This window comes from Arthrobacter sp. TJ-240 (genome assembly GCF_058269195.1).
The window spans coordinates 46,387-63,520 of the sequence record NZ_JBZCNG010000006.1 but is presented as its reverse complement, the minus strand read 5'-3'; the positions used below and the strand labels follow the sequence as shown (position 1 = coordinate 63,520).

Annotated in this window: 15 protein-coding genes; 8 read left to right on the top strand and 7 right to left on the bottom strand. The window is 72.9% G+C overall.

What is annotated here, in order from left to right; translation table 11 throughout:
- Positions 1 to 15 precede the first annotated feature (15 nt).
- From AC4D2C_RS14665 to AC4D2C_RS14650, 4 genes are read left to right on the top strand one after another with little or no spacing between them, the layout of a single operon-like run.
- Positions 16 to 1,239: a cysteine desulfurase family protein gene (locus AC4D2C_RS14665; RefSeq protein WP_490915592.1), complete on the top strand. Its 1,224-nt coding sequence runs from the start codon at positions 16 to 18 to the stop codon at positions 1,237 to 1,239.
- The gene (gene mnmA, locus AC4D2C_RS14660) at positions 1,236 to 2,372 is read left to right on the top strand and encodes a tRNA 2-thiouridine(34) synthase MnmA (protein WP_490907649.1); all 1,137 of its coding nucleotides are present in this window, start codon (positions 1,236 to 1,238) and stop codon (positions 2,370 to 2,372) included. Before AC4D2C_RS14665 ends, mnmA begins: the two co-directional genes overlap by 4 nt.
- Positions 2,373 to 2,415: 43 nt before the next feature.
- Positions 2,416 to 2,826 (top strand): chorismate mutase, encoded by a 411-nt coding sequence (locus AC4D2C_RS14655; RefSeq protein ID WP_490907648.1) that lies wholly within the window; start codon positions 2,416 to 2,418, stop codon positions 2,824 to 2,826.
- The gene (locus AC4D2C_RS14650; protein ID WP_490915591.1) at positions 2,819 to 3,844 is read left to right on the top strand and encodes a uroporphyrinogen decarboxylase/cobalamine-independent methonine synthase family protein; all 1,026 of its coding nucleotides are present in this window, start codon (positions 2,819 to 2,821) and stop codon (positions 3,842 to 3,844) included. The genes AC4D2C_RS14655 and AC4D2C_RS14650 overlap by 8 nt, the downstream gene beginning before the upstream one ends.
- A gap of 61 nt (positions 3,845 to 3,905) precedes the next feature.
- Here AC4D2C_RS14650 and AC4D2C_RS14645 read toward each other — a convergent pair whose 3' ends face one another.
- The 7 genes from AC4D2C_RS14645 to AC4D2C_RS14615 all read right to left on the bottom strand — a co-directional run bounded on the left by AC4D2C_RS14645 (position 3,906) and on the right by AC4D2C_RS14615 (position 11,022).
- The gene (locus AC4D2C_RS14645; protein WP_490915590.1) at positions 3,906 to 4,574 is read right to left on the bottom strand and encodes a DUF4166 domain-containing protein; all 669 of its coding nucleotides are present in this window, start codon (positions 4,572 to 4,574) and stop codon (positions 3,906 to 3,908) included.
- Complete coding sequence (locus AC4D2C_RS14640) at positions 4,571 to 5,485, bottom strand: phosphotransferase family protein (RefSeq protein WP_490915589.1); 915 nt, start codon at positions 5,483 to 5,485, stop codon at positions 4,571 to 4,573. The genes AC4D2C_RS14645 and AC4D2C_RS14640 overlap by 4 nt, the downstream gene beginning before the upstream one ends.
- A gap of 64 nt (positions 5,486 to 5,549) precedes the next feature.
- Positions 5,550 to 6,842: a DUF58 domain-containing protein gene (locus AC4D2C_RS14635; RefSeq protein WP_490915588.1), complete on the bottom strand. Its 1,293-nt coding sequence runs from the start codon at positions 6,840 to 6,842 to the stop codon at positions 5,550 to 5,552.
- A gap of 56 nt (positions 6,843 to 6,898) precedes the next feature.
- Positions 6,899 to 8,008, bottom strand: a complete 1,110-nt coding sequence (locus AC4D2C_RS14630) for an AAA family ATPase (RefSeq protein WP_490915587.1) — start codon at positions 8,006 to 8,008, stop codon at positions 6,899 to 6,901.
- Positions 8,005 to 9,264 (bottom strand): DUF4350 domain-containing protein, encoded by a 1,260-nt coding sequence (locus AC4D2C_RS14625; protein ID WP_490915586.1) that lies wholly within the window; start codon positions 9,262 to 9,264, stop codon positions 8,005 to 8,007. Before AC4D2C_RS14625 ends, AC4D2C_RS14630 begins: the two co-directional genes overlap by 4 nt.
- A 38-nt stretch (positions 9,265 to 9,302) precedes the next feature.
- Positions 9,303 to 9,959: a DUF4129 domain-containing protein gene (locus AC4D2C_RS14620; protein WP_490915585.1), complete on the bottom strand. Its 657-nt coding sequence runs from the start codon at positions 9,957 to 9,959 to the stop codon at positions 9,303 to 9,305.
- Between the two features lie 34 nt (positions 9,960 to 9,993).
- On the bottom strand, positions 9,994 to 11,022 hold the full coding sequence (locus tag AC4D2C_RS14615) for a DUF7847 domain-containing protein (RefSeq protein WP_490915778.1): 1,029 nt from the start codon (positions 11,020 to 11,022) through the stop codon (positions 9,994 to 9,996).
- 627 nt (positions 11,023 to 11,649) lie between these two features.
- Between AC4D2C_RS14615 and mtrA the strand changes: the two genes are divergently transcribed.
- From mtrA to AC4D2C_RS14595, 4 genes are all read left to right on the top strand, one after another.
- Positions 11,650 to 12,327, top strand: a complete 678-nt coding sequence (mtrA, locus tag AC4D2C_RS14610; RefSeq protein ID WP_490907639.1) for an MtrAB system response regulator MtrA — start codon at positions 11,650 to 11,652, stop codon at positions 12,325 to 12,327.
- Positions 12,299 to 14,188 (top strand): MtrAB system histidine kinase MtrB, encoded by a 1,890-nt coding sequence (mtrB, locus tag AC4D2C_RS14605; protein ID WP_490915584.1) that lies wholly within the window; start codon positions 12,299 to 12,301, stop codon positions 14,186 to 14,188. The genes mtrA and mtrB overlap by 29 nt, the downstream gene beginning before the upstream one ends.
- Positions 14,175 to 15,926 carry an LpqB family beta-propeller domain-containing protein gene (locus tag AC4D2C_RS14600; protein ID WP_490915583.1) on the top strand — a complete coding sequence of 584 codons (1,752 nt, stop codon included), beginning with the start codon at positions 14,175 to 14,177 and terminating at the stop codon, positions 15,924 to 15,926. Before mtrB ends, AC4D2C_RS14600 begins: the two co-directional genes overlap by 14 nt.
- 61 nt (positions 15,927 to 15,987) lie before the next feature.
- Positions 15,988 to 17,103: a ComF family protein gene (locus AC4D2C_RS14595; RefSeq protein ID WP_490915582.1), complete on the top strand. Its 1,116-nt coding sequence runs from the start codon at positions 15,988 to 15,990 to the stop codon at positions 17,101 to 17,103.
- Positions 17,104 to 17,134: the final 31 nt, after the last annotated feature.

Sequence of the window (17,134 nt, the reverse complement as noted above, 5' to 3'; positions counted from 1 at the left end):
CCGTAGAATCGAGGGATGCCCGTGTATGTCGATCACGCGGCGACCACGCCGATCTCGGCGCCGGCGCTCGCCGCGCTCACCCGCGAACTCAGCCGGAGCGGAAACCCGTCCTCCCTCCACGGCTCGGGCCGTCGTGCCCGGCGCGCCGTCGAGGAGGCCCGCGAGACGATCGCCGCGGCCGCCGGGGCCCACGCGTCGGAGGTCGTCTTCACCTCGGGCGGCACCGAGGCGGACAACCTCGCCGTCAAGGGCCTCTACTGGGCTCGCCGCGCCGAGGACCCGGCCCGTACCCGGATCCTCTGCAGCGCCGTGGAGCACCACGCCGTGCAGGACACCGTCGAGTGGCTCGAACGGCACGAGGGGGCCGAGGTGGTCTGGCTGCCCGTGGATGCCGCGGGCGTCGTGTCCCTCGACGCGCTACGCGCCGCGCTCGCCGACGCACCGGACAGGACCGCGCTCGTCACCGTCATGTGGGCGAACAACGAGGTGGGGTCCGTCCAGCCGGTGCGGGCCGTGGTCGACGAGGCCGCGCGGTACGGGGTCCCGGTCCACAGCGACGCCGTGCAGGCGTTCGGGGCCCTCCCGGTGTCCTTCGCCGATTCCGGTCTCGCCACCATGGCCGTCAGCGCGCACAAGATCGGCGGCCCCGTGGGCGTAGGTGCCCTCCTCGTGGGCCGCGCCGTCACCCTCACGCCCGTGCAGCACGGCGGCGGGCAGGAACGCGACATCCGCTCGGGCACGCTCGACGGCGCGGGCATCGTCGCATTCGCCGCCGCGGCCGACGACGCCGTCGCCCGCCTCGGAGCGGAATCTCCCCGCCTCGCAGCGCTCAGGGACCGCCTCATCGAGGGCATCCTCCGCGAGGTGCCGGACGCGGTGCTGCGCGGCGTCGCGCACCCCGCCCCCGAGGGCACACGGCTCCCCGGCAACGTCCACTTCACGTTCCCGGGCTGCGAGGGCGACTCGCTCCTGTTCCTCCTCGACCTCGCGGGGATCGAGTCCTCCACCGGCTCCGCCTGCACCGCGGGCGTGCCCCGGCCGTCGCACGTGCTGCTCGCCATGGGACTGACGGAGGACGAGGCGCGCGGCGCCCAGCGGTTCAGCCTGGGGCATACATCCACGGCCGACGACGTTGACGCCGTGGTGGGCGCCATCGGGGGAGCCTACGCCCGGGCCCGCACGGCGGGCATGGCCGGGCACGCATCATCCATCAGGACGGCAGGAACGGGTTTCTCATGAGGGTACTGGCAGCTATGAGCGGCGGCGTCGACTCCGCGGTGGCGGCGGCACGCGCCGTGGAGGCGGGGCACGACGTCGTCGGCGTGCACCTGGCCCTCTCCCGCATGCCCGGGACGCTCCGGACGGGCAGCCGCGGCTGCTGCACCATCGAGGACTCACGGGACGCCTGGCGTGCCTGCGACATCCTCGGCATCCCGTACTACGTGTGGGACTTCTCCGAGCGCTTCAAGGAGGACGTCGTCGACGACTTCGTCGCCGAGTACGCGGCGGGCCGCACCCCGAACCCCTGCATGCGCTGCAACGAGCGCATCAAGTTCGCCGCCCTGCTCGAGAAGGCCCTCGCCCTCGGGTTCGACGCCGTCTGCACCGGCCACTACGCGAAGGTCGTCGAGGACGCCGACGGCAATCCCGAACTGCACCGCGCGGCCGACTGGGCGAAGGACCAGTCCTACGTGCTCGGCGTGCTGACCCACGAGCAGCTCAAGCACTCCATGTTCCCGCTCGCCGAGACGCCGTCGAAGGCCGAGGTCCGGGCCGAGGCCGAGCGGCGTGGCCTCTCCGTCGCAAACAAGCCCGACAGCCACGACATCTGCTTCATCCCCGACGGGGACACGCGCGGCTGGCTCGAGGAGCGCATCGAGATGACCGAGGGCGACATCCTCGACGTCGACGGCGAGAGGATCGGCAGTCACCCGGGCGCCAATGCCTTCACCGTCGGCCAGCGCCGCGGCCTCAAGCTGGGCACCCCGGCCGCGGACGGCAAGCCGCGCTTCGTGCTGGAGATCCGCCCTAAGCAGAACGAGGTGATCGTGGGGCCGGAGCACCTGCTCGCAATCGACCAGATGCGCGGCATCAAGGTGTCCTGGGCCGGCCTGCCCATCGACGAGGTGCGGACCGGGGAGGAGTTCGACTGCACGGCCCAGGTGCGGGCCCACGGCGATCCCGTGCCCGCACGCGCGTCGGTCGAATGGGCCGACGGCGTGCAGCAGCTCGTGGTGCGGCTGGTCGAACCGATGCGCGGCGTGGCACCGGGCCAGACTGTGGTGCTGTACCAGGGCACGCGTGTACTCGGCCAGGCGACCATCGATTCCGCGCGTTCCGCCCTGCGACCCGAGCCGGCAGCCGCAGGGTAGTCGCAGTTCACGGAGTGCCTCCGGCGTCTGCTTGACTGGAGTCATGACGCATCCACGCAGCGGCTTCGACCCGGCAGCCAGCTCACTCACGGGAGACGTGGCCCCCGAGGTGATGGCGGAGCTGCTCTCGGTGAGGAGCTCGATCGACAACATCGACGCCACCCTCGTCTACCTCCTGGCCGAACGCTTCAAGGCGACGCAGCGGGTGGGGCACCTCAAGGCCGAGCACGACCTCCCCGCCGGTGATCCGCAGCGCGAGGCCGCACAGATCGCCCGGCTCCGCATGCTGGCCGAGGAGGCGCAGCTGGACCCCGCGTTCGCCGAGAAGTTCCTGAACTTCATCATCTCCGAGGTGATCCGCCACCACCAGGCGATCTCCGAGAACCGCAGGCCCGGCACCGAGGGCGCGGCGCCGCCCGCGTCCGGGACCCCCGTCCACGGTACCCATGCCTGAGCCCGTCCGATCCGTGGCGGCGACCGCCGCCGGGGACTGGCCCGGAACCGACCCCCTCGAGGCCAACCGTGCCGTGCGCGGCGAGCTCGGGGGAGCGAACCTGCCCTTCCTGCCGTCGCTGCCCGCGCGCGGGCCGGGGAGCGACGCCCTCGGGCGGACGCTCGGGATCCTCGTCGAGCTGCCCTTCGACCTGCAGCCGCACGGCTGGCGGCTCGTGCAGCGGCCCGGCAGGGACCAGCGCCGCGCGGAGTCGGCCCTGTCCTCCGACATCAACGCCCTCGGCGACGTCGCCGGCGCCGAGGAGCGCCCGGCGTCCCACCTGAAGCTGCACCTGCGGGGACCGCTGTCCCTCGCCGCGGGCGTCCACCTCCACAACGGTGAGCGCGTCCTGATCGACCCCGGCGCCCGCCGGGAGGTCTACGCGTCGCTCGCTGCAGGGGCCGCGGACCTCGTGCGCCGCGTGTCCGCCGTCGTGCGGGGCGCCGAGGTGCTGCTCCAGTTCGACGAGCCCGAGGCCGGGGCGATCCTCGCCGGACGCGTCCCGACGGCCAGCGGCTACCGCACGCTGCGCGCGGTCGACCGGCGTGAGGCCACGGAGGCGTGGGACCTCGTGACGGCGTCGGTCGTCGCCGCGGGGGCCGCCGGGACGGTGCTCGTGCCGGGTGGCGGGGACGTCGCCCTCGATGCAGCCCGCTCCAGCGCCGCCACGGGACTGTCCCTCGACCTGCCCGGGGTCTCCGACCGGCACTGGGAGGCACTCGCCGAGGACATCGAGGCGGGGCGCCCGCTGGAGCTCGCGATCCTCGATCCCGGGACCGCCCTTCCCCAGGTGACGGTCCTGGCGGAGACGGTGCTCACCGCGTGGCGGCGTGTCGGGCTGCCCGTGACGATGCTCGGGGCACTGACCGTGACCACCCGGCCCGGCCTCGAGGGCCGCACGCCCGCGGATGCGACCCGGGTGCTCAGGCGCATGGCGCAGGTCGCCGACGCCCTGGACCAGGTGCGCGCCGAGGGCTGAGCCCCCGTCCGCCTTGTCCACGCACCCGGCCACCCGGCCGGGTGGCTCGCTCCGGCCCCGGTCAGACGCGGTGCTCCCACCGCCGAGGACTGACCTCCGCGGGCAGGACGCCGTCGAACTCCTCGAGCGCGTAGTGGAAGGACCCTGCGTACACCAGCAGGGTCCCGAGCTGACGGTGCACCACCCGGGTCTTGATCCTGAAGGCACCCGCGTCGTCGTCCCACCACTGCTCCACGTAGGCGAGCGCACCCACGGCGTCGGGCAGGGGCAGGCGAAGGCCCGCGAACACCCGCGTCCGCGAGGACACCATGCGGATGCGCCCCTCGTCCGTGGCGGTGCAGGTCAGCAGGGTGGCCATCCGCCGGTGGCGGCCGACGTAGTCGGTGAGGACGCCGTCCTGCAGGGAGGTCGTGTCCTCGAAGACGCGCAGGGCGGTCCCGAAATCCAGTTCACGCCGGGCGGTGAGCGCCGGTCGGCCGAACGGGTCCGTGTGTGGGAAGTTCCTGATGGTGAAAGGGACATCGTCGCGGTACTCGGGGAAGAACGCGTTGTCGAGCGCCGTGAGCCGGAAGGCGGGGCGCGCGAACCAGGCGGGGCACCCGGCGACGTCGAACACCCCGTGCCCGTGGCCGGCGAGACTGCTGCCGGCGTGGAGACCGAAGTACTCGCGCAGTTCCGGCTGCAGTCGGCCGAAGTCGCTGCCCATCGCCTGCTGGTAGATCGAGGTCATGCCGCCCACTTCCGTCGCTCGGACAACCAGTCAATCATGATGCCGGCGGTGAACCGCCCGTGGGACCGGAGCTTGGGACTGCTCGGGACCTCGGGCGAGAGGCCGCTGACCACCATGTACGCGGCCAGCAGGGCCAGCCAGCTGTCGACGGCCTCCTCGGGGGCGTCGGCCGAGAGGGGCGACGCGCGGAGCAGGGCGTCCGCGTCGAGACCGTCGTGCCGGAGATAGGGGAGCAGCCCCACCCAGTCGGCCCACGCCGGACCCCGCGTGAGGAAGTTCCAGTCGCAGACGAGCGCGCGCCCGGACGAGCGCTCGATGATGACGTTGTCGGGCCGCAGGTCGTTGTGGAGGAGCGACGACCCGCGCACCAGGGACGGGGCGCGCTCGACGAGCGACTGGAGGTCGAGCCACTGCTGTTCACCCAGGGCAGGCAGGAACGACGGCGGCCGATCCCCGTCGGCGCATCGGCCGAACACGCCCATCACGGACGGGTTGTCGGTGAGTCCGTCGGTGATCGACCCGCCGGCCGCGTGGGTGGGGACCGTCCGGAGTCCGCGGTCCACGTCGAGGAGCGCCGCGTGGACCGCGGCCGCCTGCTCGCCGGTCCACGGTCCGCCCGGCAGGGCACCCTCGATGTGCTCGAGGCAGAGGACGGTCCAGGTGCCGCCCGGCCCGGGGACGCGGACGGATCGCGACGCGAGGAGCCGGGGGACCGGCAGTCCGGCCGGCAGGACCCCGTGGATGGCCGCCTCTCGCCGGTATGCCGGGTAGGTGAAGGGATCGGTCTCGCACGCGGCCTTCACGAACAGGGCCGTGTCTCCGCGGACCACCGTTGCGACGAACCCCGGGGTGAACCCGCCGCCCGCGGGGCGGACGTCGTCGGGCTGCCCACCGAGCAGTCCGCCGATCACGGCGCGCACCTCGGCCGGCAGCGCGTGGTAGGCGGGTCTGCGGGCCGTGGCGGGTCGAAGCCCCTCACAGGCGGCCTGTGGCCTTCAGCCTGATGTACGTGTCGGCGAGGAGCGGGGGGAGCTCCGCGGGCACCGCGTCCACGACCTCCGCGCCGACGAGACGGAGCTGGTCGGCCACCGCCGCCCGGTCCAGCAGGGCGCGTTCCGCCGCGGCGGCACGGAACGTCGCCGCCGCCGTCGAGCGGTCGGCCGCCATCTCCTCGAGGCGCGGATCGCGGACCGAGGCGACCACGACGACGTGGCGTTCCGTGAGGCCAGGCAGCGCCGGCAGCAGGCCCTCCTCCACAGCGCCCGAGTCGAGCGACGTCAGCAGGACCACGAGGCTGCGGTGCGGCGATACGGCCCGTACCTGGGCCGGTACGCGTGACCAGTCGGCCTCGATCAGTTCGGCCTCGAGCGGCGCCATCGCGGTCACGAGCGAAGCGAGCAGGTTGCCCTTCGCGGTCGAGTCGACGCGGGCGCGCAGGCGGCGGTCGAACGCCAGGAAGTGGACCTTGTCGCCGCCGCGCTCCGCGAGCACGGACAGCAGCAGTGCCGCTTCGATCCCGGTGTCGAGGCGCGGCTCGTCGAGGACCCGCGCGGCGGACGTGCGGGAGGTATCGAGCACGACGACGACGCGGCGGTCGCGCTCCGGCCGCCAGGTCCGCACCACGGTGTCGCGTCGTCGGGCCGTCGCCCGCCAGTCGATGGAACGGACGTCGTCACCGCGCACGTAGTCCCGCAGGGAGTCGAACTCCGTGCCCGCGCCCCGGATCTGCACGGCCGACGCGCCGTCCAGCTCGCGCAGGCGGCGCAGCTTGGAGGGCAGGTGCCGCTTCGAGGCGAAGGACGGAAGTACCCGTAGCGCCCCCGGCGCCGGCACCGTGACCTGCCGGGCGGCGATGCCGAGCGGCCCCGCGCTCCGGATGGCCACGGTCTCCACCCGGAGGATGCCGCGGCGCGTGGGACGCAGGCGCACCGTCATCCGGCGCGCCTCGCCGGCGGGCACGTGAACGGCCTGCTCCGGATCGGCGGCACCGGCCGACGGCTGCCAGGCCTCCCGCACCGTGGCGCGCAGCGGACGGTGGGTGTCGTTGCGCAGCACCAGGGCGCTACGGCACTCCTCGCCGAGCCTGACGCCCTCGGGCAGCTCGCGCACGATCCCGACACGCCGGGGCGACGCCGCGAGGGCCAGGTCGAGTGCGGTCACTGCGGTGAGGAGCGCCGCCCACAGCAGGATCGACGTCGCGCCCGGGAACAGGACGACGGGGACGACGCCGAGCAGCGCCAGCAGGACGAGGCGGCCGGTGAGAACCACGGAAGCTCCTCTCGGGTCCGGGCGCAGTGGCGACCGGAGCGGGTGGGGGTGGGGTCCTACCGGGGGACGGGGACTGTGCCGAGGATGCCGCCGAGCACGTCGTCGACGCCCACGCCGTCCATCTGCGCCTCGGGCCGCAGCGCCACACGGTGTCGGAGCGCGGGGAGGGTGAGGGCCTTGACGTCGTCGGGGGTCACGAAGGAGCGGCCCGAGAGCCAGGCCCAGGCGCGCGAGGTGTTCAGCAGTGCGGTGGCGCCGCGGGGGGACACGCCGAGCTGGAACGACGGCGAGGACCGCGTGGCCCGCACGACGTCCACGATGTAGGCGAGGACCTCCGGTGCGACCGCGACGCGGGCCACGGCGGCACGGGCGCGGTCGATGTCCTCCGCGCCGGCGACCGCGCGGACGCCGGCGGCGCCGAGGTTGCGCGGGTCGAAGCCGACGCTGTGGCGGCGGATCACCTCGATCTCGTCGTCGCGGCCCGGGAGCGGGAGGGTGAGTTTGAGCAGGAAGCGGTCGAGCTGCGCCTCGGGCAGGGGGTAGGTGCCCTCGTACTCGACCGGGTTCTGCGTTGCGGCGACGATGAACGGACCCGGAAGGCGGCGTGAGACGCCATCGACGGAGACCTGGCGTTCCTCCATGGCCTCGAGCAGCGAGGCCTGCGTCTTCGGCGGCGTGCGGTTGATCTCGTCCGCGAGGAGGATATTGGTGAAGACAGGCCCTTCCCGGAAGGTGAACTCGCCGGTCTTCGACTCGTAGATCAGCGAGCCGGTGATGTCGCCGGGCATGAGGTCCGGCGTGAACTGCACGCGTTTGGTGTCGAGGTCCAGGGCCGTGGCGAGGGTGCGGACGAGCAGGGTCTTCGCCACACCGGGGACGCCCTCCAGCAGGACGTGCCCGTCGGCGAGCAGGCCGATGAGGAGACCGGTCACCGCCGCGTCCTGACCCACGATCGACTTGCCCACCTCCGTGCGGACCCGCAGCAGCGCGGCCCGGGCGGCCTCGCCGTCGTGGTCCTCCCGGCCGGGCGCCTGCCGGGAGGCGTCCGGCCCGTGGTCCGGCGCCTCGTCCCGTTCCGCGACGCGTGTCGCCTGGTGCGCCCCGGCGGGGGGTGTGGCGGGAGGCGCCTGCGGGGGCCCGTCCTGCCGGCCGGCGGAATCGTTCATGATCGAATCTCCTTCTCGAGGTCGAGGATCTCCTGTGCCCACAGCACGAGTTCGCGATCCGTGGTCGGTGTGTGGAGCAGCCGCTGCTCCAGGTCGAGGCGGGACCGCCCGCTGTGCCGGGCAGCGGCGTCGATGACCTCGCCCGCCGGGGCCGCGCGGTCCACGCGGAGCCGGCGGGCCATGCGCGTGAGCGCGGCCGCCCGCAGGTTGGCCGCGGCATGCGCCACCGACCGGGAGTCCTGGTAGAGCCGTGCGCGGCCCTCCGCCGTCTCGGCGGCCCGGACGACGACGGGCAGCGGCTCGACCGCCAGCGGCCCCAGGCGTCGTCCCTTCCAGGCCAGGGCGAGCGCGGCGCAGACGAGCAGCCACACGAGCAGCGGGTCCACCCACGGCGGCAGGAGCGTCCGGGGATCGATGCCCTCACCGCTCGAGACGACGTCCGCGCCGGTCGGCTCGTACCAGACGAGTGTCGGGGCGGATCCGAGGGCGCGCAGGGCGAGGGCCGCGTTGCCCTCCGCTGTGATCGACTCGTTGGAGAGGATCGACGGGGCCCCGAGCACGGCGACCGCGCCGTCGGAGCTCGTGGTGTACAGGCCGCCGGTCGTGGCGCCGGAGTCGCCGTCGGCACCGTCCGTCGCACCGTCCGTCGCACCGTCCGTCGCACCGTCCGTCGCACCGTCGATGACGGTCGGGAAGCACTCGACGTCACCGGCGTAGACCGTCCCGGTCCCGGAGAGGGTGCCCGCCGCCGTCGCCGCGTCGTCTGAGCATTCGGCGGACGTTGCGGGCACGTCGCCGAAGTCCAGGGGAGCGGAACCGAGCTGGGTGAACTCCTGCTCGAGGGCGGTGAGCTGCCGGGCCCCCGGCGCCGCGAGCACGGCACGCACCGATGCTCCTGTCAGCTCCGCCACCTGGGTGGCGCTGAGGTACTGCCGGGCATCGTTGAGGAAGAGCGTCGCCGGCCCGGCGTCCAGTTCCTCGAGTGCGTCGTTGTACGAGTCGACGCGCACGACGTCGACGCCCTCGCTCGCGAGGACCTCCGCCACGGCCCGCGCGCCCTGGGGTGCCGGGTTGCCCGGGGACAGCGGGCGGTCGTCCTCCTCCGCGCCGGGCAGGAGGTTGAGCAGCACGATCACCGCGAGGACCACGGCGCCGACCAGCAGGGGCAGGGAGCGACGGAGACGCCGGCGTGCGGTGGCCGCGGCACTCCCGCCGTCGCCCATGACCTCGGAACGCGGCGCCGCGCTCGGTTGCACGGTGGTTCCCCGGACGCCGGTCTCCTGCGTCCCGCGCGTCATCGCGGTGCCGCCGGCGTCGTCGTGCGCTGGCGCGCGGAGGGGCGCTCGGCGGTCAGCTGCGCGTCGAGAGCGGCGGCACGCCGGTGGTCGTCCGCTGTCGCCGTGCCGCTGCCGTAGTGGGTCTCGTTGAAGCGGTCGGCGAGCCAGGCGACCTCGGGCGCCAGGGACGGGAAGATGCCGCCGAGCTGCACGGCCGCCTCCGTCGCCGTCCTGCCGGCCTGCTCCTCCATGACGACGCGTTCCTCCGCCGAGCGGATGATCGCGCGCAGCAGCTCCGCCACGGCGCCGTTCCAGTTCCCCAGGGCGGCCAGCTCCGAGGACCGGCGGCGGTGGTGGTCGGCGGAGCGCCGTGCGCCGTCCTCGAACACCACGGCCTCCTGTTTCCGCCCGCGCGCGTTCAGGCGCGGCCGGACGAGCACGACGGCCACGACGATGAGGGCCGCTGCGCCGATCGCGACCAGCAGTGTGCCGGGTCCCGACCCGAGCCCCTGCATGCCGTCGAGAAGCCGTCCGAGGGAGCGCAGGACGTCGGCGAGGATGCGTTCGAAGATGTTGGGCTGCGCCTCCACGTAGGCGGCCTTCGCCAGCTCGTCCTGCAGCAGCCTGCGGGCCTCGTCCGCGTCCGGTGTGAGGGCCTCCGGACCGATGGTCACGGGCGGTCCCGGCGGAAGATGGTCGGGGTGCCTCTCACGCGGGCCCTCCAGGCCGGTGCCCGAAGGAGGTGCCGGGAGGGGTGCCGCCGGGGAGGATGTCGCTCGGTCCCGTGCCTGCCCGCTCGTGCTCACGCATGAGCACGACGTCGAAGCCCTCGCGGCGGATACGGAGGTCGACGTACAGCAGGGAGGTCACGCCGGCCTGGAAGGCGTAGCCGATGGCCGAGAAGAGCGCCGTGATGGCCTGCGTCGCGAGGAGCAGGGGGATCGAGTCGAGGGCATCGGGCGTTGCGGAGGCGCTGGCACTGAAGCCGAAGACGAGCGAGACGGCGAACGTGAGGGGTGTGGAGATGACCGACGCGATGATCGACACGATGAGGCTCGTCAGCAGGACGATCCCGAACGTCCGCCACCAGTTGCCCCGGGTCAGGGACCAGGATCGCTTGACGGACGTCCAGGGGCCGGTCCCCTCGAGCATCAGGGTCGCCGGTGCGACCACGATCTTGGTGCTCACCCAGATGAGCAGGGCCACGGCGCCGAGCACGAGCGGCACGATGACCAGGGCCGAGTACTCCTCGAGTCCCAGGACGGCCAGCGCGGAGATCCCGACCACGAGGGAGAGACCCACGAGCCCTGCAGCGAAGGACAGGAGTCCGAAGCCCAGCAGGGGGAGGATACGGCCGCGGGCGATCCGCCATGCCTGGCCGAAGGAGGTCCGCTGGTTGATGACCGCCCGTGCGATCGGGATCACGAGGATGCCCTGCAGCACGAGCAGGGCCACCGCTGACACCACCCCGGTGATCGTGGCGACCACGCCGAAGCCGGCGACGGCCGCGATGATGCTGTCGGTCGTCGCATTCTCGGCCTCGAGCACCTCGAAGGACGAGACGACGTTGCCGAGCAGGAGCACCGTCACCAGCGCGACGACGGCCTGCAGCAGGATCGCGCTGCCGAACGTGGCCACCGGGTTCCTGCGGCAGGCCTGGAAGGCACCGTCGAGGATCTCCCCGAGGCCCAGCGGCCGGAGCGGGATGACGCCCGGTTTGGGCGGCGCCTGGTACATGGGCCCCTGCGGGAAGGGGCGCGCGCCGTACGGGCTCCCGCCCTGTCCGGGGCCCTGCGGCGGGAAGCCGGGTCCCCAGCCCTGGCCGGGCTGCTGCGGTCCGGGACCCTGCGGCGGGTAGGGGGGTCCCCAGCCCTGGCCGGGCTGCTGCGGTCCGGGGCCCTGTGGCGGGAAGNGTCCGGGGCCCTGTGGCGGGAAGCCGGGTCCCCAGCCCTGGCCGGGCTGCTGCGGTCCGGGGCCCTGCGGCGGGTAGGGGGCGCCCCAGCCCTGTTCGTCGGGGGTGGGCGTCCCGGGCGACTGCCACGGTGCCGGGGGTGCCGGGGGTGCGGGGGGTGCGGGGGGTGCGGGGGGTGCGGGCTGGAAGGCCGGACCATCGCCGTCGCGCCGGCCGTCCGATGTGCCGGGGGGCAGCCCGTCGTCCGGCTGACCCTTCACCTGATCACTCATGGCGTCCCCTCGCTCGGATGCTCCAGGGAGGTCTGTCCGCAGCTCCCCCCTGCATCATAGGCTGGGCGGCCACGCCGGCCGGCCAGCCGCGCGCCCGCCGGCAACGCTCCTGGACCTCCGGAACACAGCACACGGTGGGGCTGATGGGACTTTGCACGTCCGATGGGACAGTATGGGGGTATGAAGGCTCGCATTCTGGTCATCGACGACGACGAGGCCCTGTCCGAGATGATCGGCATCGTCCTCCGCAACGACGGGTTCGACCCCGTCTTCTGCGCCGACGGCGCAGCGGCGCTGGGCGTGTTCCGCTCGACCCAGCCGGATCTCGTGCTGCTGGACCTCATGCTGCCCGGTATGGACGGAATCGAGGTGTGCCGGCAGATCCGCAGTGAATCGGACCTCCCCATCGTGATGCTGACGGCGAAGTCGGACACGTCCGACGTCGTCCGTGGCCTCGAGTCCGGCGCCGACGACTACGTCCCCAAGCCCTTCAAGCCGGCCGAGCTCGTGGCCCGCGTGCGCGCCCGGCTCCGCCCGGCCGAGTCGAAGGCGCCGGAGACCCTCCGGATCGGCGATGTGAGCATCGACGTCGCAGGCCACGAGGTCACGCGGGCGGGCCAGCGCGTCTCGCTCACGCCGCTCGAGTTCGACCTGCTCGTGGCCCTGGCCCGGAAGCCGTGGCAGGTGTTCACCCGCGAGCTGCTCCTCGAACAGGTCTGGGGCTACCGGCACGCCGCCGACACCCGGCTCGTCAATGTCCATGTGCAGCGGCTGCGCTCGAAGATCGAGCGTGATCCGGAGGCACCCGAGATCGTCCTGACGGTGCGTGGTGTCGGATACAAGGCCGGACAGGGCTGACGCGCAGGGCGCGGGGGGCAGCGCCGGCGACCCCGGCGTCCCTCATGGGTCGGGGCCATCGCCGGCGCCCGACGCCGCCGCGGCCGGTTCCGCTGTCCTGCCCCACCCGGTCGGCTCCTCTGTCGCGACCCGTTCCGCGACCCGGCTGCGAAGCGGCGTACGGCGCCTTCGTGTCCTGCTGAGTTCCATCGCGCGCAGCTGGCGCCGGTCGCTGCAGTTCCGGACCGTCGTCGCGACGATGCTTCTCACCTCGGTGTCCTTCGTGGCCGTCGGCGGCTTCCTGTCCAACCAGATCGCGAGCGCGCTCTACGAGGAGCGTTTCGACCAGTTCAGTGCCGAGGCCCGCTCCGCCCTGACCTCCACCAAGGCCGTCTTCCGGGACTCCTCCGCGACGGACCGCGACACGACGAATCGGCTGGTGCTCGACTCGGTCAATGCGCTCGTCGGCAGCAGGACGAACGCACCCCGCCAGGCCATGCTGGTCCCGATCACCAACGGGGAGGGGCTTTTCATCCCGGTGACCGTGAGCCAGGACGGCGCCACGGCGGGCATGATTCCCGAGGACCTCCAGCAGGCGGTGACCAGCGGCCAGGACGTGTACTGGACGCCGATCACCATCCCCGTGACGGAGAACGGCGAGCCGGACGCGCCGGGGCTCGCCTTCGGCACACAGGTCCAGCTGCCGCCCGAGCGCAGCCCCTACGCCCTCTACGTGTACTACGACCTCTCGTCGATGCAGGCCACGCTCGACTCCATCCACCGCGTCCTGTGGCTGGTGGGGGTCATCCTGCTGATCGTCATCGGCGGCATCACCTGGTACGTGACACGCAGCGTGGTCCTGCCGGTCGGCCATGCCGCGTCCGTGTCGGAGAAGCTCGCCTCCGGTCAGCTGCAGGAACGCATGGAGGTCACCGGCGAGGACGAGGTGGCCCGGCTCGGAGCCTCCTTCAACCGTATGGCGGCCAGCCTGCAGGACCAGATCACCCAGCTGGCCCAGCTGTCCCAGATGCAGCAGCGCTTCGTCTCCGACGTGTCGCACGAACTCAGGACGCCCCTGACCACGGTGCGGATGGCGGCGGAGGTCCTGTACGACGCGCGGGACGAGTTCAATCCCGTGAACAAGCGGTCGGCGGAGATCCTGTTCGACCAGGTGGAGCGTTTCCAGGCCCTGCTCGCGGACCTGCTCGAGATCTCCCGCTTCGACGCCGGCGCCGCGGTCCTGGAAGCCGAATCCGTGGACATGGTGCAGCTCGTCCACCACGCCCTCGACGGCGCGCAGCCGCTCGCAGAGAGGCTGGGCATCGAGCTGTCCGTCGTCTCGGGCGAGACACGATGCATCGTGGACGCCGACTCGCGCCGTATCGACAGGATCCTGCGCAACCTGATCGTGAACGCGCTCGAGCACGGGGAGGGGCGCCCGGTCGACGTCCACATAGCGTGCAACCCGGAAGCCGTCGCGGTCGCGGTCCGCGACCATGGGATCGGTATGACGCCGCTCGAGGCGTCCCGAGTGTTCGACCGGTTCTGGCGGGCCGACCCGGCGCGTGCCCGGACCACGGGCGGCAGCGGCCTCGGTCTGTCCATCGCCACCGAGGACGCGCGGCTGCACGGGGCGTGGCTGGAGGCATGGGGCCGACCGGGCGAGGGAGCATGCTTCCGTCTGACCGTGCCGCGGCACCAGGGCGCCGTGCTGACGTCGTCTCCCCTGGCCCTGCCGCCCGTGGCCGCTCGCGCCCGCGGAGCGTCCGCGGACGAGGCAGGACACGAGGCAGGGCACGAGGCAGGGCACGAGGACCACGGCGGCCAGGGCAGCCAGGGCGTGCAAGGGATCACCACGAGGGAGAGCAGTGCGAAGCAGTAGGACGACACGCGGCGCCTGGACCGCCGACCGGGCCGCCGGCAGGACGTTACGGGCGCTCCTCGCCGCCCTGCTGGTGGCGTGCCTCGTGGTCCTCACCGGCTGTTCGGAGATCCCCACGCGGGGACCGGTCGGGGTGATCCCTGCCGCGGAGGCAGAGGTCGACGCGGTGGCGCCCGCCTTCGACCCCGAGGGCCCGGCGCCGGGCGCGACCCCCGAGCGGATCCTGAGGGACTTCATCACCGCGGGGACGGGCGCCGGCGACGGGTACAGCGTGGCCCGCCAGTTCCTGACCCCCGAACTTGCGAAGACCTGGAAACCGGAAGAACGGATCGTCCTGTTCCGGTCTGATCCACGCGTGGAGAAGCGAGAGACCGAGGGTGTCTACCAGATCCAGCTGGAGACGACCGGGACTGTCGACTCCCGAGGGCTGAGGACCAACAGCGCCGTTCCCGCTTCCGAGACGCTCGGCGTCCGCATGGTGCAGGTGTTGGGGGAATGGCGGATCGACGAGATCCCCGACGGCATCATGCTCGCCCAGAGCAGTGCCCGGGACCTCCTCATCTCGCACAACCTCTACTTCTACAGCAGCAATTTCCGCTACTGGGTACCTGATGCCCGATGGTTCGTCCGTAGGACCGGGGTGACGGCCAGGATCGTCAGCGCCATGCTCGCGGGTCCGGCGCCCTACCTGCAGGGTTCCGTCACCAGTGCCTTCCCGGAGGGGGTGACGCTGGCCCGTGACTCGGTGCCCATCACCTCCGGTACGGCGTCCGTCGAGTTCTCCTCCGGGGTCCTCCAGGATGCCACGAGCCTCGGCCTGCAGCAGATGAACCAGCAGCTCCAGGAGAACCTGCTCGGGCTGAACGACGTCACGACCGTGGAGATGGTCAGCGGCCAGCCCATCGAACTCGGTGAGGCCGCACCCGAGCTCGTGGTGCCCGAGCTGACGCCCGACGTCGGTGGAGAGCAGGTGGCCATCGCGGACGGCGAGCTGGTGCGGGTGCGCGATGGCGCCATCGTCCCGATCGACGGCATGCCGAGCGTGGCCGCGCTGCAGCCACGCACCCCGGCAGCCTCGGTGTCGGGGAGCGCCTACGCCTTCCTGAACGGGGACGGGACCACGCTTTTCGTCACCGCCCCGGGCAGCGAGGCCCGTGCGGTGGTGAAGGGCACCGCCTTGACCCGGCCCTCCTTCGACCCGGAGAACTGGGTCTGGACCAGCAGGGCCGCAGGAGGGCGGAGCTCCATCCTCGCCGTCCCGCCGGGCGGGACGGAGGCGAACGCGACCGTCCTCGCGGCGGGCTGGCTCGGCGACCGGAGGGTCGACGAGCTGCGGGTCTCCCGCGACGGGGCACGGGCGCTGATCGTCGCGGACCGCGGCGGGACGAGCGAACTGCTGGTCGCCGGCATCACCCGCACTCCCGACGGCACGCCGCAGGCGCTCACCACGCCGCTGATGCTGCCCCTGCCCGGGGATATCGATACGGCCGCCTGGGCCGGCCAGAGCACCATCGTGGCGTCGTCCCTCGGAGCCGACGTGGAAGCCGTGCCCGTCATCCTGCAGCTCGACGGCGAACAGGAGACCATGGCGGCCCTCGTCGGCGTCCGCGCCATCAGCGCAGGATCCGACGCGGAGGACACCCTGTACGCGCAGGCCGGTGACACGCTGTACGCGCGGATCGGCAACAGCTGGGTGGACGAGCAGCTTGATGTCCGCGACCCGGCCTTCCCCGGCTAGGGGTATCCACATAGCCGGGCCCGGCCGAGTCCGCCCGCTTCCGGCGTGATGCGCTGGAGGCATGCGCGCTCCTTTCCCAGCCCCTGCGTTCAGCACGTCCCTCGCCCGCAAGCTCGACGGGATCGTCGTCGGCCGCGCCTACCAGCGCGTGGCCCGCGCCCTCTGCGCCTTCGCCGCGCTCGTCCTGCCGTCGTCGTGCGTGGTGTGCGGCACCTGGGACACGTCCCTGTGTGCCCGGTGTCTGGGGGCGTTCCGGCGGGCGACCGCGCGGCCCTTCCGGGCCGAGGAGGGCGCCGAGTCATTGCCCGACGTCGAACTGCCCGTCGAACTGCCCGTCGAACTGCCCGACGAGCCGCCCGTCAGGCCGCTGCCGCATGAGGGGGCGGTGCGCAGCCGGCACCCGCCGGACTCTGCCGCATCCGCCTTCGGTCCGTTGCCCGTCCTCGCCGCCGGCCGGTACGGCAGCGCCGTCTCGGTGGTCCTCCTGGCGTTCAAGAACCACGGGCACGTCGACCTGGCGATGCCCGTCGCAGCAGCCCTGGGCGGGGTGCTGCATGCCGCCGCCGGCACATGGGTGTCCCCGGCGTCACCGGTGTCCCCGGCGTCCTCGGTGCCCCCGGCCCGTCCCGTGCTGCTGGTACCCGTGCCCACGCGGGGCTCGTCGCGCCGTCGACGCGGCTACGATCCCCTGATGCTGCTCCTGTCCCGCCTCGACCGCGCGGGCGCGCTGCCCGCGGGAACGCTCCTTGCGGCGGCCATCCGGCAGATCCCGCCGGTACGGCGGTTGCTGACCGCCCTGCGGCGGGGCGGAGCGCCCGCGCTCGTCCGCTCCGCATCGGCGTCGTTGCCCGGTCTGCGCGGGGGCCAGAAAGGCCTCGGCCGCCGGCGACGGCGAGCCGGCGTCCTGGACTCCATGGGCGTGACCGGACGTTCCCGCCACGTCCTGGCCGGCAGGAACTGCCTCATCGTGGACGACGTCCTCACCACGGGTGCGACGATCGGCGAGGCGCACCGCGTCCTGACTGCCGCCGGTGCGCGGGTGCTCGGAGCAGTCGTCGTGGCGGCGACATCGTCACCCGCGGCGCGCGGCCCCGAGCCCGGGAGCAGTGCCCTTCGGATTCCCGGCAGGCCACCGGAACTTCCTGAGCGTCGGTGGATGAATAAAGGAGGGGCGTGAACTACCGTGATGAGACGGGTACCCAGTGATG

Excerpts from the sequence above, each read along its gene's own strand:
- AC4D2C_RS14665 (WP_490915592.1), top strand. The coding sequence starts at position 16 with ATGCCCGTGTATGTCGATCACGCGGCGACCACGCCGATCTCGGCGCCG.
- mnmA (WP_490907649.1), top strand. The coding sequence starts at position 1,236 with ATGAGGGTACTGGCAGCTATGAGCGGCGGCGTCGACTCCGCGGTGGCG.
- AC4D2C_RS14655 (WP_490907648.1), top strand. The coding sequence starts at position 2,416 with ATGACGCATCCACGCAGCGGCTTCGACCCGGCAGCCAGCTCACTCACG.
- AC4D2C_RS14650 (WP_490915591.1), top strand. The coding sequence starts at position 2,819 with ATGCCTGAGCCCGTCCGATCCGTGGCGGCGACCGCCGCCGGGGACTGG.
- AC4D2C_RS14645 (WP_490915590.1), bottom strand. The coding sequence starts at position 4,574 with ATGACCTCGATCTACCAGCAGGCGATGGGCAGCGACTTCGGCCGACTG.
- AC4D2C_RS14630 (WP_490915587.1), bottom strand. The coding sequence starts at position 8,008 with ATGAACGATTCCGCCGGCCGGCAGGACGGGCCCCCGCAGGCGCCTCCC.
- AC4D2C_RS14615 (WP_490915778.1), bottom strand. The coding sequence starts at position 11,022 with ATGTACCAGGCGCCGCCCAAACCGGGCGTCATCCCGCTCCGGCCGCTG.
- mtrA (WP_490907639.1), top strand. The coding sequence starts at position 11,650 with ATGAAGGCTCGCATTCTGGTCATCGACGACGACGAGGCCCTGTCCGAG.
- AC4D2C_RS14595 (WP_490915582.1), top strand. The coding sequence starts at position 15,988 with ATGCGCGCTCCTTTCCCAGCCCCTGCGTTCAGCACGTCCCTCGCCCGC.